This is a genomic window from Sphingobacterium humi, from assembly GCF_009768885.1.
Classification (GTDB): Bacteria; Bacteroidota; Bacteroidia; order Sphingobacteriales; family Sphingobacteriaceae; genus Sphingobacterium; species Sphingobacterium humi.
The window spans coordinates 315,790-332,181 of sequence record NZ_WSQA01000005.1 but is presented as its reverse complement, the minus strand read 5'-3'; the positions used below and the strand labels follow the sequence as shown (position 1 = coordinate 332,181).

Annotated in this window: 12 protein-coding genes; 2 read left to right on the top strand and 10 right to left on the bottom strand. The window is 45.2% G+C overall.

Annotated elements, in window-relative coordinates:
• Nucleotides 1–97: 97 nt before the first annotated feature.
• From GQF63_RS09215 to GQF63_RS09190, 6 genes are all read right to left on the bottom strand, one after another.
• Entirely contained in the window at nucleotides 98–1,024 is a 927-nt protein-coding gene (locus GQF63_RS09215; RefSeq protein WP_160368935.1) for a fimbrillin family protein, read from the bottom strand.
• A gap of 269 nt (nucleotides 1,025–1,293) precedes the next feature.
• Nucleotides 1,294–2,205 (bottom strand): fimbrillin family protein, encoded by a 912-nt coding sequence (locus GQF63_RS09210; RefSeq protein WP_160368934.1) that lies wholly within the window; start codon nucleotides 2,203–2,205, stop codon nucleotides 1,294–1,296.
• Nucleotides 2,206–2,256: 51 nt separating this feature from the next.
• The gene (locus tag GQF63_RS19650; RefSeq protein ID WP_212592515.1) at nucleotides 2,257–3,987 is read right to left on the bottom strand and encodes an SUMF1/EgtB/PvdO family nonheme iron enzyme; all 1,731 of its coding nucleotides are present in this window, start codon (nucleotides 3,985–3,987) and stop codon (nucleotides 2,257–2,259) included.
• A gap of 36 nt (nucleotides 3,988–4,023) precedes the next feature.
• On the bottom strand, nucleotides 4,024–5,691 hold the full coding sequence (locus GQF63_RS09200; protein WP_160368933.1) for an SUMF1/EgtB/PvdO family nonheme iron enzyme: 1,668 nt from the start codon (nucleotides 5,689–5,691) through the stop codon (nucleotides 4,024–4,026).
• 27 nt (nucleotides 5,692–5,718) lie between these two features.
• Entirely contained in the window at nucleotides 5,719–6,546 is an 828-nt protein-coding gene (locus GQF63_RS09195; protein ID WP_160368932.1) for a FimB/Mfa2 family fimbrial subunit, read from the bottom strand.
• 25 nt (nucleotides 6,547–6,571) lie between these two features.
• A complete protein-coding gene (locus GQF63_RS09190; RefSeq protein WP_160368931.1) occupies nucleotides 6,572–7,144 on the bottom strand; it encodes a DUF3575 domain-containing protein in 573 nt (190 codons plus the stop codon).
• 951 nt (nucleotides 7,145–8,095) lie between these two features.
• On the opposite strand from GQF63_RS09190, the gene clpB reads away from it, so the two are divergent.
• A complete protein-coding gene (clpB, locus tag GQF63_RS09185) occupies nucleotides 8,096–10,705 on the top strand; it encodes an ATP-dependent chaperone ClpB (protein WP_160368930.1) in 2,610 nt (869 codons plus the stop codon).
• Between the two features lie 481 nt (nucleotides 10,706–11,186).
• Nucleotides 11,187–11,654 (top strand): hypothetical protein, encoded by a 468-nt coding sequence (locus GQF63_RS09180; RefSeq protein ID WP_212592514.1) that lies wholly within the window; start codon nucleotides 11,187–11,189, stop codon nucleotides 11,652–11,654.
• Between the two features lie 67 nt (nucleotides 11,655–11,721).
• Here the strand turns inward: GQF63_RS09180 and lysA are convergent, their stop codons facing one another.
• The 4 genes from lysA to serC all read right to left on the bottom strand — a co-directional run bounded on the left by lysA (nucleotide 11,722) and on the right by serC (nucleotide 16,356).
• Nucleotides 11,722–12,894, bottom strand: a complete 1,173-nt coding sequence (lysA, locus tag GQF63_RS09175) for a diaminopimelate decarboxylase (RefSeq protein WP_160368928.1) — start codon at nucleotides 12,892–12,894, stop codon at nucleotides 11,722–11,724.
• A 10-nt stretch (nucleotides 12,895–12,904) separates the two neighbouring features.
• Nucleotides 12,905–14,218, bottom strand: a complete 1,314-nt coding sequence (locus GQF63_RS09170; RefSeq protein WP_160368927.1) for an aspartate kinase — start codon at nucleotides 14,216–14,218, stop codon at nucleotides 12,905–12,907.
• Nucleotides 14,219–14,333: 115 nt separating this feature from the next.
• Nucleotides 14,334–15,281 (bottom strand): D-2-hydroxyacid dehydrogenase, encoded by a 948-nt coding sequence (locus GQF63_RS09165; protein ID WP_160368926.1) that lies wholly within the window; start codon nucleotides 15,279–15,281, stop codon nucleotides 14,334–14,336.
• Nucleotides 15,282–15,288: 7 nt separating this feature from the next.
• Complete coding sequence (serC, locus tag GQF63_RS09160; RefSeq protein WP_160368925.1) at nucleotides 15,289–16,356, bottom strand: 3-phosphoserine/phosphohydroxythreonine transaminase; 1,068 nt, start codon at nucleotides 16,354–16,356, stop codon at nucleotides 15,289–15,291.
• Nucleotides 16,357–16,392 lie beyond the last annotated feature (36 nt).

The window sequence follows — 16,392 nt, the reverse complement described above, 5'->3', positions numbered from 1 at the left end:
TTCTAAAAGTCCTTCGGGCATCAATAAGGATAGTAATTTACGTTCGGCGTCTTGCAAGGGATTTCGGCTTTAAAGATGCTAAACTAGGAAATTTTTACTATTCCCCCCAAGAATTCAGCTTGATCCCTGTTTTATCGGGTGCAGCTACCCAATCTTTAATGCTAACAGTCGCCAGGGTAACCCCAACCCTATTGATGGTAATATCATAGGTATATTCTAAACCTGCTGCAAAAGCTTCATTGGCAGGACTACTCCAGGTATAGGTTTCGCTGCCTATAGCAAAAGTAAATTGCACCGCGCCAGCAGCAGCAAAAGTCTCTGGGAGCACAATAGCTTCATACTTCGCCCCCGCAGTGCGCGCAAAAGGGCTGATATCAACCGGAGCGGCATTTCCCGAAACTACGCCGGAGAATAAATCCATGACGGCCGTCGTATTTAATCCTTTGATAGTTACGGCCATCGTCGACCAACCCGTAGTTGAAGTGGTTAATCCAGCGCCAGGCAGGGTGTTAATGACGATTTTGCACAGTTTATGATCAAAATTCAAAGGTACATTCGGACCTGTAGATTTGTTAAATCCGGTCGTCCCATTGGTTGCTTTTACCCAGAGGTAATCAATGGCCCCTAAATCAGTCTGATTGGCTACCGATATGGCTAAAGCTGTCCCTAAGACAGCGCCGGCACTGTGCGGATAATACGCCACAAAGTCGACACGCGCATCCGAAACGGGGTAAAACATTTCATTGCCCGTATCGGGCTTAAAACTGGTACCATCATAGGTGTAGCTTCGGTTGCTATGACCTTCAGTAATGGTACTTGTTCCTTGGTTTACCATAAATATACCAATCTTATCGCTGTTCTCCCAGTTTGTAACTAGGGAACCTCCTGTTGTACTAGTGGCAACCTGCTGATTAATGTGTGCATCAAAGTGAATGACTTGCTTTTCCGGTTCATCCCTATCTTTATTGCAAGACATAAATAAACCAACTGATAGCGCTAGAGCCGTTAAAAGTTTTGTTTTCATGTTCGTTCCTTTCATTTAATGTGTGAATATTGATATTAAAAAATGCGAAGAAAGGCTAACAAAGTGCGAACAGAAAAAGCGGATGAAGTAAATAAGTGGTTGGTAAAACAAACTCCAATAATCCTGTTAACCACTTTGGTTTCAAGCAAATATAACACAGCAATGGTAAACCTATGTAACCATAGCGTTAAGTTTGTATTTTATAAAAAAAAGGCTATTGACATCTTTATCATGCCAATAGCCTTTAGCTACTCCAACCTTAAAATCGATTAAAGCGCTATACCTGTTTCTGCTGGTGCCGCTATCCAATCGACAATGGTAACAGCACCTAGGCTCACCCCGGTTTTGCTAACCGTAATATTATAGGTATATTCCTTGCCTGCTTCAAATGTTGCATTCGCCTGGCTGCTCCAGGTATAGGTGTCCGCACCAATAGTGAAGGTAATCTGCACGGCACCGGCAGCAGTGAAAGTCTCCGGCAATACAATCGCCTCATACTTCGCTCCAGCGCTGCGCACAAAAGGCGTAATATCCAGCGGAGCGGCATTCCCCGATACAACTCCTGTAGCCAGGTCTAATACGGCTGTGCTATTCATGCCCTTAATCTTTACGGCCATGCTGGTCCAATCGCCTGCTGCGCCACTCAGGCCTGCGCCGGCACTGGTATTGATCACAATTTTACTAAGCTTATGGTCAAAGGCCAAGGGAACCGGCGCCGTAGCGCTCTTGTTGAAACCGGTAGTACCATTCGTAGACTTTACCCAGAGCACGTCGATAGCACCCAGGTCTGTTTGGCTTGCCACCGAAATCGGAAAAGGCGTCCCTATGGCCGAACCTGCCTTAAACGGATAATAGGCAATAAAGTCGACCTTGCTGTCTGAAACGGGGTAATAGATTTCCTGCCCGGCATCCGGAGTAAAGGCGCTACCCACATAGCTATAGGCCCGGTTGGCATGACCTCCCGAAACCGTATTGCTTCCCTGGTCTAGCATAAAAATACCGATCTTATCATTGGCCGACCAACTTGTCGACAATAAACCCGAACCACTCGAGGTGGCCTTTTGCTGATTGATGCGCGCATCAAACTGGATAGCCTGATCTTCCACGCGCCCCTTTTCCTTTGTACAAGAAGCGAATAAAACGGCTGTAAGGGCTAGGCTAGATAGAAGTGCTGTTTTCATATTTTTTTTATTTTATGTGTTTATATTTTGTAAAATGCTTTTAAATGGCGATTAGGGAGTAATGATCATACGGAAGCCTATTTGAGGCCCCAATAAGAGAGCAGGGTTCACTAGTCTAGCTGCAGATCTTGCCTTGAATTGAGAATCATAATAACTTCCCCCTCGAAGGGCTTGAGAACTAGGAGTAATATTGGCATTGACATTATAAATTTTAGGGTTAGTTTTAGGATAATCGTTTTCATTAGTTGGATAAGCTCCAACATAAATACACCATTCCCAAACACTTCCATAGCTATCATAAAGTCCCCAAGCATTAGGTTTTTTTATACCCACGTCCTGAGGAACCAAGTCGGAATTCTCAACTGTCCAAGCATAATCTCCTAAGAGTGCAGGGACATCAGCAAAAAACCATATCGTCTCCGTTCCGGCACGACTGGCATATTCCCACTGCGCCTCCGAAGGAAGTGTGCCACCTGCCCATTGCGCATAGGCGAATGCGCCAAAAAAGCTGACTTGGCCAAGCGGTAAATTCCCACTTCCAGCTGCTGGCTCCCATTTCTCCACACCCGAATTCCATCGAACAGAATTTGAAATCTGATTACTCGAATTAACTCCTATCATATTGTTTCCGTTCAGCGGAAGATTAACAAAATAATCGCTAGCATATTGCCCTTTAACCTGCGTTGCATTTAGAAAGTCGCAGTATTGGGCAACCGTCGTTTCATATTTACTCATATAAAAGCCCTTCTCTACCTTCACCCAATGACGCGATTTCTCAATCGCTAGTGCATTCGGATCCGTATCCGGACTACCCATGGGGAAGATACCGGGCGGAATATACACCCATTTCATTAAGCTATGCACCTCCTTCACGGCAAAATGATGTGCCGCACCCTGCAGCAGGGGCAACTCGGTAGGCTGCGTTCTGCCCATAGACTGCGGGCCATTGTTCAGCAGCAAGAGCTGCTTGCCGGCAGCAAGGGTCTGCGAGGGCAGCAAGGCCCGGTAGGTAAAGCTTGTGTTATTGCTAGGCTCCTCCACCCGGTACATGCGGATAGTAGGGCGGCTATTATTCGTCACCGTAAATGTCCCTGTCGCTAAATTCAGGCGCCCTTCGTTGCTCAGCTGGAACAGCTGCACATCCAGGTGCTCATCTGGTCCTCCTGTATAGTTTCCGGGGTCCATATCTACCTGCAAGAGCGATAGCAGGTGCGCAAAAGTCAGGTTCACCGCCGTACCGCCCTGAACGCTGCTGGCCTTGGCCCACATCAAGTCGCTTTTCTGGAAGTTTGCCCATTTCGACTGATCGCTCTGCACCGCAAAAAAGGCATCCAAGGCATTGCTCAACATGCTATTATACGGGTAGTAGGCATACACATCGAAGCTACCGCCCCCAGGCCAGGCAGCATTGCTGCTCCAGCTGCTGCCATCGTAGGTAAATGCCACGTTCTGCAGCAGGTTGCCCGTGGCTGCCAGGTTCTCCCCGGCAGCAACCATAAAAACACCGATCTGATCGCCCGCGCTAAACTGATTTACAAAATCTGCGGCCGAGCTTGGCGGATTCAGCGCCAACTTTCCCGAGCCCATCTCCTGCCGATCGCTGCCCCGCAGCGTAAGCTTTTCCCCGAGATCATAGTGCTTAGCCTTCTGCACAATGTTGGTCTGCAAGCGGATATTGCCGCTGCCTGATTTCACAATAGTATCGGGAGCCAGCCCATCCTGCTTACAGGAGAACAGCAGCAGCAAAAGACCTGGCAGTAACACTTTATATCGTTTCAACATATTCATTATTTCATGTTTTATTAGGCTTTGGATGGGTTAGGGAGCTACGATGATGCGAAAACCACGAACATTATGAAAACCATTTCTAAGATTAAATCCGCGAGCAGCTGGTTTCGTGGTTGAGGTGCCCAAAAAGCTATTTCCTCTAAATCTTTGGTAATTATTACCTATTCTAGCTTTATCATCATAAATGATAGGGGTAATTTCGGTATTAGCTGCTGCAGGATAAGTTCCAACATCCATACACCACTCCGCAACATTTCCAAGTATATCGTACAGTCCCCAAGCATTGGGTTTCTTTAACCCAACAGCTGAAGGGTTCCCTCCGGAATTAGCCATTATCCAAGCATAGTCTCCTAAGAGGGTAGCATCATCTCCAAAAGGCCAGGTGGCACTGCTACCGGCACGGCAAGCATATTCCCACTGCGCCTCCGAAGGAAGTGTGCCACCGGCCCATTTTGCATAGGCTAGCGCACCATCAAAGCTGACAAGAGTAACCGGAAAATTCTCCCATCCTGCTGGAGGCTCCCATTTTTCCAAACTCGAATTCCACAGAGGCGTGTTGCCACCATTTGAATCCACAAGAAAACCATGCACAGTTTTTCCATTCAGTGGGAGACTCATGATAAAAAAAATCTTATTTTGTCCTTTCGCCTGCGTAGCATTTAGAAAGTCGCAGTACTGGGAAATCGTAATTTCATACTTACTCATATAAAAGCCCTTCGCTATCTTCACCCAATGACGCGGTTTCTCATTCACATGTGCATCGGAATCCGTATCCAGACTTCCCATCTGAAAAACGCCGGGAGGAATATAGACCAGCCCTAGGCTATGCGGATCAAAGGACCCGGTATTGTTTACCGCTGTCACCTCCGTCCATGGATTAATAGCCGCCTGCGCAACCTGGATTTCCTTTGCGTTGATCGTGATGTTATAGGTATAGGCATAGCCTTTTTCAAAGCGGTCGCTGGCTTTGAGGCTATAGCTCCAGGTTTTAGTGCCTATACGGACCAGGAACTCCTCCTGCCCTGTTTTATCGGTAGCATTGGGATAGACTATCGCTGTTTTCGAACTAGGCACTGCAAACTCTTGATTGCTAACTGTTTTATCTACCTGAAAATTAGCATGATCCAGTAGGGTATAGCTTTTCACAAAGTTCTTTAAGGAAATACTTGCCGTTTGCAGCTCTGTCGCACTGATTCCCTGCCCGGCAATCAAGTTGAAGCTAAGCTTGGAAAAGGCATGGCTAAACGCAAGATCTATAGGCGCACTGCTCTTAGAAACACCAGTTTTCTCTGCCCTCAACAGATCGATATCCTGCGGGCTGCCCTGCTGCGAAAAATCAAAAACAGTTCCACCCACAGGTATATTGCGATAAGGATGGTAGGCATGAATCGTGACCTGCCCTGTATTCGGATAATAGATTTCCTGTCCGCTGGCGGCGCTAAACTTCTGGCTGCCTGCCAAATAGCTGAACAACCTGTTGTTACTGATAGCCTGGCCACCCGCCGCATTCAACACATAAACGCCAAGCCCATCGCCATCGGCCCACTGGGTGCCCGTTGCCCGGAACTGCGGACCGATGCTCGCCGTAAATTCCAGCGCCGGCGAATCATCCGAAACTTCAGGAACCTCCAGCTGCTTACATCCTGCAAAAAACAGCAGCAGCAGGATGAAAATATAATATCTCGTTCTTGTTTTCATATCGTATCATTTTGCCAAGCTTCGCTTTTAATTAGCTGTACCTGTTTCTGTTTCTCTTTTCCAATCGTTGATGCGGATGCTAAAACCGGCCTCGGTATAGGTTTCCATCGTGGCATTCAGGCTCATGGGAATATGTTTGTCCGTATTAAAACCGGCCAGATCTTTCGATAGGTCCGACTCCAAGGCCAGATCGACCGGATTGCCGTCCTGGAAATGCAGCGTCCCGCGCAGCTCCTGCTTGGCGCCTATAATACCCAGCAGCCGCACTTCTGCCTGCCAGCTGCCGTTGGCCTGCTTGGCGAACTGCAGCGGAACGGACAGCGCCAAACCTGCGGGTTTCTCTTCCGCCAAATCCCAGCTGCCGGCAAGGCCCGTCAGGGTCGCCTGGATGCCCGTCAACCGACCCGCCGTGCCACCAGTTGGCGTTAAGGTAATTTTCAACAAGCGGACCTGCTGCTGCATCTGCAGGGTAACACTTTCTGTTTTATTGTTCTGCACCTGGATGCTGCCCCTAGCCGAAAACAACCAGCCCGGTTGCGGGCTGAGCAGCCCATTTTGCAGCGCAACGCTCGCCAGGCTATGGTTCACGGTGATTCCCTCGGCCGTATTATAGGCCAGCAGCGGGTAATTGCCCGGCAGCAGCTCCGGTAAAGGGTTCGTGCTGCCCGAAAAAGTCAGCAGCTGCTCGCCGATCTTCACCGTATAGCTGGCCGGAACGGAAAGCTCCGCCATCCGACGGGTCCAATCGGTAATCAGGCTGATCTCTCCAAAATCAACCAGGTCCGTCCGTGTCTTACAACCCAGCAGACTGAGCAGCAACATGGAATATAATAGGACGTAGCGTATTCTTTTCATACAATTCTTCATTTTGATAGCCTGTTTAAAATTTACGGACCAAGTTCACCGACAGACTGGTCGGGCCATAATAGTTTCGATTCTGTTTGCTCTTGTTTCGGTAAAACTCTCCGTCGATCTGCCGATAGCTTTCGCGCGTACTGATTTTTAGGTAGCCTAAGCTCAAACCCAGGTCTATCAGCAGGTTCTTACCCGCATAGTACTGCTTACCGAAGGTAAAACCACCGCCCAGGTATTCCCCCTGCTGGCTGGATAGGTTATACCGGCCCATGCTATACTGCAGGCCCACATAGGTGCTACAGTCCGCATTCACATAACGCCGAACCTGGGGAGCAACATTCCAGAAATGCCAAAACCGATCGGCTTCTTTACGCTTGAAATTCCAATGCGCATAAACCCCATCGACGATAAGGGCCGTCCGATCGCTGGTCTTGTATTCGATTCCGAGGCTAGGCATCGCCAGCAACCAGGTCGGAAGGTTTGTACGCAAGGAAAAGGACTTTCCCGGAAAGCTGTTGGAGGCTTTGGTTGGCTGCTCTTGCGCCAAGGAAAGCAAGACACTGAACAAAAACAAAAGAATGAGGCAATATCTTTGCATGGTTAATTGGTTAACAATTTCGATTGATAAACAAATATATAATCGCCATAATCAAATTAATAAACATAGGGGGTGGACATTGGGTGGACATTTTTTAGAGCAATTTTTATTCACCTCATTTTCAGCATCTTACATCGCTTGTTATTACACTTCAAAAGCAGCAACGGAAGCCCTTTTTAACAAAAAAGACTTAATTATTAGAATAAATCAAGCAAATGAAAGGATTAATTAAGTGTACAAAAGGAAGAAAACGTCTTAAATAAGCAAAGAAAAGGTTAAAACATAACCTAATATGTTAATATATATTTCCTTAATTAATATATAAAGTATACTCGTATTAAGTTAGGAATGCTGCAACCCATCACGCTACTAACGCGCATCGCCCCAATAAATCGGATCAACATTTTTAACCTTCAGGATAGCTGGTAAATAGTTACAACCTATTGGCTTTTAGCATTTCGCGAAGAAAGGTCTTTTATTCTTCCTTTCTCTCCCCTTTCTCAGGCCTTTGCAAAGGGGATTAATACGGGTGTGAAAGGGGGGTGAAAGGGAAGTGAAAAGGGAGAAGGCGGAAGGTGGGATGTTGTGAGGTTTGTTCATCGTGATGTCATCGTGCTGTCATCGTGAGCGGAGTCGAACGACTGGTACGTCAGTGCAATCACCACTACGTTTGTGTGATGTAGTTGTATAAAACTGTTAATCAATATTATAATGTAGTACTGACGTACCAGTCGTTCGTGGTTCGACTCCGCTCACCATGACAATGCGATGGCAATGTGATGACAATGTGCTGACAAATTGATGATAAAAGGAATCGCCAAGCTCCCACCCTGCACTTTTGGCAGAACTAAACAAAACAACCTGTCATTTTTTCAGTTAAAATCTTTCAAAAACCTATAGGCATTTCTTTTGTTACCATCATACCAACAAGCATAATCAAGAATTTACTATATGAACTTTAATAATTATACCATCAAGGCCCAGGAGGCCATACAAAAAGCATCGGAGATTGCTGTGGGCAATCAGCAACAAGCCATCGAGCCTGCACATATCTTAAAAGCCTTATTAACGGTTGACGAGAATGTAATTGGGCATTTACTAAAAAAGCTAAACGTCAATATTAACTACGTTACTGCGGAGGTTGACAAGCAGATTGAAGCTTTGCCGAAGGTGAGTGGCAGCAATGTTTACTTAAGCAATTCATCGGCTACCGTGTTGCAAAAGGCACAGAGCTACCTCAAGGAGTTTAACGATGAATTTGTTTCCATCGAGCACATCCTGCTAGCCTTGCTTTCAGCCAACGACAAAGTTTCGGGCTTATTAAAAGACCAGGGCGTTACGGAGAAAGATTTAAAACTGGCCATTAAGGAACTGCGTGGCAACAACCGGGTAACCGACCAGAATGCCGAAGCGACCTATAATGCCCTAGGGAAATATGCACGCAACTTAAATGAGTTTGCGGAATCGGGCAAGTTGGACCCTGTTATTGGTCGTGATGAGGAAATCCGCCGCGTGATGCAGATCCTCTCCCGCCGCACCAAGAACAACCCTATTTTAGTGGGTGAACCCGGGGTTGGTAAAACGGCGATTGCCGAGGGTATTGCGCACCGCATTATCAAAGGTGATGCCCCAGAAAACTTAAAATCGAAAACCGTATTCTCCTTAGATATGGGCGCTTTAATAGCCGGGGCGAAATACAAAGGTGAGTTTGAAGAGCGATTAAAAGCCGTCGTAAAAGAAGTGTCTGACAGCGATGGAGAGATTATCCTCTTTATTGACGAGATCCACACCTTAGTTGGTGCTGGAGGTGGTGAAGGCGCCATGGACGCGGCCAACATCTTAAAACCAGCCTTAGCACGCGGTGAATTACGCGCTATCGGTGCAACCACCCTCAACGAGTACCAGAAATACTTTGAAAAAGATAAAGCCTTGGAGCGTCGTTTCCAAAAGGTAATGGTGGAAGAACCCGATACACAAGATGCCATTTCCATCCTTCGTGGATTGAAAGAGCGCTACGAAACACACCATAAGGTCCGTATTTTAGATGAGGCAATCATTGCTGCTGTGGAATTATCGCAACGCTATATAACCGATCGTTTCTTGCCGGATAAAGCCATCGACTTGGTGGATGAGTCCGCCTCAAAATTGCGCCTGGAAATGGATTCCGTTCCGGAATCGGTAGACGAGCTCGATCGCCGCATTATGCAGCTTGAAATTGAACGGGAAGCCATCAAGCGAGAGCATGATGAGAAAAAGGTGAATGAGCTTTCCGAAACCATTGCCAATCTATCGAGCGAACGCGACTCCTTAAAAGCGGCATGGCAATCGGAGAAAACCTTAGTCGACCAGGTGAACCAGGAGATTCAAAACATCGAAAACTACAAACTGGAGGCGGAACAGGCCGAACGTGCCGGCGATTATGGCAAGGTGGCAGAATTAAGATACGGCAAGATTAAAGAAGCGCAGGATAAGGTGGAGCAGTTGAAGCAGGAGCTTTCCGAAAAACAGGATAGCAGCCGCATGCTGAAGGAAGAAGTTACTTCGGAGGATATTGCAGATGTGGTATCCCGTTGGACTGGCATTCCGGTAAACAAAATGGTGCAATCGGAACGCGAAAAGCTGCTGAACTTGGAGGAGGAACTCCATAAACGTGTGGCTGGACAAGACGAGGCTATTGAAGCGATTTCTGATGCTATCCGTCGTTCCCGCGCTGGATTAAGTGATGCGAAGCGCCCCATCGGTTCTTTTATCTTCCTGGGAACAACCGGAGTGGGTAAAACGGAATTGGCGAAGGCCTTGGCGGAGTTTCTATTCGATGATGAGCAGGCCTTGGTACGGATCGACATGTCGGAATATCAGGAACGCCACGCAGTCTCGCGTTTGATTGGCGCGCCTCCGGGATATGTGGGTTATGATGAAGGCGGACAATTAACCGAAGCCGTTCGACGCAGGCCTTATTCCGTGGTGCTACTCGATGAGATTGAAAAGGCCCACCCGGATGTATTTAACATCCTGTTGCAGGTATTAGATGATGGACACCTGACCGACAACAAAGGTCGCGTAGTAAACTTTAAAAACACCATTATCATTATGACCTCGAACACAGGCTCCCATATTATCCAGGAAAACTTCTCGAAGTTGACCGACGAAAACCGGGATGATGTGGTAGGTAAAACCAAGGACGAAGTGTTCGAGCTTTTACAGAAGTCCATTCGTCCGGAGTTTTTGAACCGTATCGATGAGGTGATTATGTTTACCCCGTTGAGCCGCAATGAAATCGGCGATATCGTTCGTATGCAGTTCCAACGTGTTCAGCATCAATTGGCGGAACAGAACATTTTCCTATCCGCCTCAGAAGAAGCTTTAGATTGGTTGGCACAGTTAGGCTACGACCCGATTTATGGGGCGCGTCCGCTGAAACGTGTAATCCAAAAAAGGATATTAAACGAGCTGTCCAAAGAAATCTTATCCGGAAAAGTGAGCCGAGATTCGATTATCCAATTGGATGTGTTCGATGGAAAATTTGTTTTCTTAAATAAAAACGAAACGAATAACGAATAATTCTTCCTTATCGGAAGCTATTAACGACTAAGAGCGCCTAATTGGCGCTCTTAGTCGTTAATAGACTTTTTTATGCTGTCATTGATAAAGCCATATTTAATTATTTATTTATAGTTAAATAAATATGCTTTAACAGCTATGTAGTATTTTTGAATATCAAACAGTTCACTACATGGTAAATGGTCATAAACAAAACAAACGCCCCTCAAAAGGTGAAAGGTTAAATTGGACCTTAGAAAGCGAATTAAGCCAATTACCTATAAAGGCAGTGAAAATCAAAAAATCACTGATTTCCCTACAGTCGATAAAGGGTCACAAAACTACGGTGCCTTCAATAGATATCTGTCATCCGTTAATTCCTTAATTTCTGAATTTTAATTACCTCGGATATGAATTAAAATTTATTCAATGTAAAAGAATAAGTGATCAATCAGCACATCTAATTACCTTTATTTATAAATTTTATTCACCTATCACTAAATTGCAATACATTTTACTTGCTGATTATCATGACAATGATTTCTTTGCATTAAAATTTTATCCTAAACCCTTTCGAAAAAGCACTAAAAAGTATTCGTTAATAACCAACAGAGGGGACTTAGGGAATATTGTAATTACATGTCTAAAAGTCATCCCTCTGTTATTGGAAAAATACCCAACAGCATCCTTTGGATTTGCCGGAGCACGGTCCTTTGACCCTGTCAACAAAAAGAAAAATAAAAAAGGAAAAACAATTGGACGTTGGGAGCAGCTAGAAGAAAATCAACGATTTAAAGTTTATTCAGCTATCGTAAGAAAAAGAATTGGTGATATAACCTTTCAGCATTTTATATACAAGGAGATTAGCGCATATATGCTGATTAATAGAAAATGTAAAAATGTTGACTTAAAAGAAACGATAATAAAAATTATGCTGTCTGCTACCTACAATCATTTTTCAAATCGATAGTCTATATTTTTAAAACAAAACTCCCCATGAAGTTTACATGGGGAGTTTTGTTTTAAAAATATGCTTTCTATACCAATTGAAAGGCATCAGAATACACATATCTAATCTCTTCGCGCAGGTTATAGCGTGAAGCCATCACTTCACCATAGGCACCTGCGGTGCGGATTGCGATTAAATCTCCACGTTTAGATACCGGCAAGGGCACTTCTTTTCCGAAGCAATCGGAGCTTTCGCAGATGGGGCCTACCACATCATAGTTAAGCTCTTCCGCATCAGCATGGCTGCCCAAGCGTTCAATTTTATGAAAAGCTTGATATAATGCTGGGCGCATTAATTCGGTCATCCCTGCATCTAAGATGAGGAAGTTTTTCTTGACGCCACTTTTGCTGTATAAGACCCGGCTAACGAGGCTCCCTGCTTGAGCCACCAAAGCGCGACCGAGTTCGAAATGTACTTCTTGCTGCCCATTGCGCTCCAAGAATTTATCGAACACATCAAAATAAGCTTCAAAATCTGGCATCGGCTGCGTATCGGGATGATGATAATCTACCCCTAATCCGCCACCTACGTTTAAGATTTTAATTTGCGTACCGCGTTCTTCAAACCAGTTTTTCCATTCATTAACCTTCACACATAAACTCTTAAAGACATTCATGTCGGTAATTTGCGAGCCTACATGGAAGTGCAAGCCCACTAAGTCTACATGTTGGCATTCGCGCAACACGGAAGCAGCTTGCTCAAGCTCGGAATTGGGTACTCCAAATTTATTCTCATCCAATCCCGTGGTAATATAATGGTGGGTATGCGCATCGACATTCGGGTTGATCCGTAGCGACACATTAGCCCGCTCCCCTAGCTCGCCCGCCAAGGTATCAATGACCTGTAATTCTTCGATAGACTCGACATTGAAGGCGAAAATCTGTTCCTTTAAGGCCAGTTTGATTTCTTTATCGGATTTTCCAACCCCCGCAAAGGTGATTTGCCCCGCCGGAAAGCCCATGTCTAATGATTTTTGTACCTCATTCCCGGACACACAGTCTGCACCAAAGCCTAAAGACTGAATGGCCTGTAGGATTCTATCGTTAAAATTTGCCTTTAACGCATAATGAATATGGAAACCACGCTTATCTGCTGCTACTTTAGCAGCCGCTAAGGTGCGGTGCAATAATTCCATATCATAATAGTAGAAAGGGGTCTCAAATTCCTTTAAACGGTCCAGGTTAATTTGATGTATTTGCATTTGTAATGTATTAAAACAATCTATTGTGTAAGGAGCGTAAAGCTTCTGTTTTATGTTCGGAATCCAAAAGAATAGAAACGTTATAATCTGAGCCTCCATAAGAGATCATGCGCACCGGCAAGTGTTTTACAGCATCCAATACACGAGCGGCATAGCCATGCGTATTAGCACCAAAATCTCCTACGATACATACGATGGTTTGATCGCGGTCGACGCTTACGGTTCCGAAGTCTTCCACCTCACGAATGATATCCTCTAGGTTGCGGGTATCGTCGATACTTAAGGATACTGCCACCTCCGATGTGGTAATCATATCGATTGGTGTTTTATAACGTTCGAAGATTTCAAAGATTTTACGCAAGAAACCATAAGCCAACAGCATCCGGGAAGAATGGATATGAATGGCAGTAATTTCATCTTTGGCAGCGATGGCACGGATAGCCCCTTTTTGTCCGCCATCCTTCGATATTAAGGTGCCGGAGGCTTTGGGATCCATGGTATTTAAAAGGCGCACGGGCACATTGTATTTTTGCGCTGGAAATACCGATTGAGGATGCAGGATTTTTGCGCCGAAATAGGCTAATTCCGCCGCCTCATCAAAGCTTAGGCTGGCGATGGGTGTGGTATTTTTAACGATCCGCGGGTCATTATTATGCATACCGTCGATGTCGGTCCAAATCTGAACCTCATCGGCTTGTATCGCTGCACCAATAAGGGAAGCCGTATAGTCAGATCCGCCACGGCGTAGGTTGTCAATTTCGCCGAAAGAGTTTCTACAAATATACCCTTGGGTAATAAACAAACTATTATCGTCATGCTCCGCTAAAATAGCACTCAGTTTCTCATGGATAAACGGCACGATAGGCTCGTTATCTTCATCAATTTTCATGAAGTCCAAGGCTGGAAGTAGGACGGATTTTACGCCGATTTCTTCCAGGTAGAAATGCCATAAGGTTGTTGACATCAACTCGCCTTGTGCTAGAATGATCTTCTCTTCGGTTGGGGTAAAAAGATCGTTCGATAAGGAGGCGATCAGGTTAAAGTGATAATCGATTAATTCTTTGCCGTTCTTATAGCCGTTTTCTGTGCTAAAAAGGGCTTTAATTAAGCCTTCATACTTTTCCTTATGCGCAACAATCAATTGCTTAGCTTCGTCCTTCTTACCATTTAGATAAGCTTTACCGATTTCTACTAAGGCATTGGTGGTTCCTGCGACTGCGGAAAGCACGACAATCTGACGTTCTGCCGGGTTTACAATATCCAGTAAACCTTTGATACGTTCAGCACTTCCTACGGATGTTCCTCCGAACTTAAGAATTTTCATATCTCTCTAATTTAACGTTGTTTTTAGCTGGTGTGAATATAAGGATTAATCCAAAAAAAATGCGGCACAACTGCAAATAATTGCTATTGTGCCGCATCTATTACATGCGGTTTGTTTACTTCTTCAGGTTTTCGATCAGTAATCCGGCTAATTCCTCACCAATGCGCTCTTGCGCTTCATTGGTGGCCGCACCGATGTGCGGAGTTAAGGATATTTTAGGATGCGTTAAGACCTCCGCACGTGGCGTAGGCTCATCGTCATACACATCCAATCCGGCGAAGGCTACTTTCCCTGCATTAAGGGCTTCGACCAAAGCTAACTCGTCGATTACTCCCCCACGGGAAGCATTCACTAGGGCTACCCCATCTTTCAACAGGGCAAATTCTTCTTTTCCAATAACCGGTTTATCGGTAAATGGAACGTGTAAGGAAATAAAGTCTGCGTTCCGCAAAACTTCTTCCAGTTCCATCTGATTAACAGGCACTTCTACTTGAACGCCACCAGAAAGACTTAAGCTTAATGATTTGGGTCCTTCGAACAGATCCGAATAGATGACATGCATGCCTAAACCAAGTCCGATTTTTGCGGTTTCCCGACCAATACGACCAAATCCTACAACACCTAATGTTTTCCCTTGCAGCTCAGATCCGGCAGCATAGGCTTTCTTCAGCCCGCCGAAGTTTGTACTTCCTTCCACCGGCATTTTGCGGTTGGCATCGTATAAAAAGCGAACACCGTTTAACAGGTGGGCAAACACCAATTCAGCAACGGAATGTGAGGATGCTGCGGGGGTATTTACGACTTTGACACCTTTGGATTGGGCGTAATCTACGTCGATATTATCCATACCAACGCCACCGCGGCCAATCACTTTAATATTCGGGCAGACATCGATTAAGGCCTGTCTGATTTTAGTAGCGCTACGAACAGTAACTGCATCGTAGTCGTTCAAGCGTGCGGCTAATTCCTCTTGGGGAATATGGTTTGTATCTACTACAAAACCGGCTTCTTCTAATATTTTTTTTCCGATAGGATCGATCCCATCGTTTGCTAAAATTCTCATGTAAAAATTAGTTATGCTTTTCTTCAAATTCTCTCATCGCGTCAACCAAGGCATTGATCGAAGTAATCGTCAAGGCATTGTACACCGATGCTCTAAAACCACCTACAGAACGGTGGCCTTTAATTCCTACCAACCCGCGTTCTTTCGCCAATTCCAAGAACTCCGCTTCATGGTCTGGGTTCTCCATAACAAAGGTGATGTTCATTCTGGAACGGTCTTCTACGGCAGCTGTACCTTTGAAGAAAGGGTTACGATCGATTTCTTCATACAAGGTGCGGGCCTTGATGATGTTTTCTTGCTCAATAACCTCAACTCCGCCTTTATTTTTCAACCAACGTAAATTCAACATGGATACATAGATGGAGAAAACCGGCGGGGTATTATACATAGAACCTGCTTTGGCATGCGGTTCATATTCAAAAATGGTTGGGATAGTACGTCCAGACTTTCCGAACAATTCATCTTTGATAATCACTAAGGTCACTCCGGCCGGGCCCATATTCTTTTGTGCACCCGCGTAGATTAAATCATAGTCTGCAACATTGATTGTTCTACTTAAGATATCCGAAGACATATCCACAACTACAGGAATGTTTGCTTTCGGCGTTTCGAAAACTTCCGTTCCATAGATGGTGTTATTGGATGTAAAGTGGAAATAAGCTGCATCTGCAGGAATGCTATAGTCCTTAGGGATGTAGGTATAGTTTTGATCGCTTGAGGAAGCAACGATGTCTACCTGTCCTAATTTTTTAGCTTCTTTGGCTGCTTTGCTCGCCCATACACCCGTATCCAGGTAGGCTGCCTTGCCGCCTTCCGGCAATAGGTTCATAGGTACCATAGCAAATTGCTGGCTGGCACCACCCTGCAAAAACAAGATGGAATACCCTTGGGGTACATTGAGCAATTCGCGCACCAAGCGTTCTGTTTCTACAACAACGGCCTCAAAGTCTTTCGAGCGGTGGGAGATTTCTAAAATGGATAGTCCAGATCCATTAAAATCTAACACTGCTTTAGAAGCCTCTTCAAAGACTTCCTTGGGTAAAATACAAGGGCCTGCTCCGAAATTATGTTTCATTATTCTCTAGTAATTTGTTTAATATAAGGTGCTTAG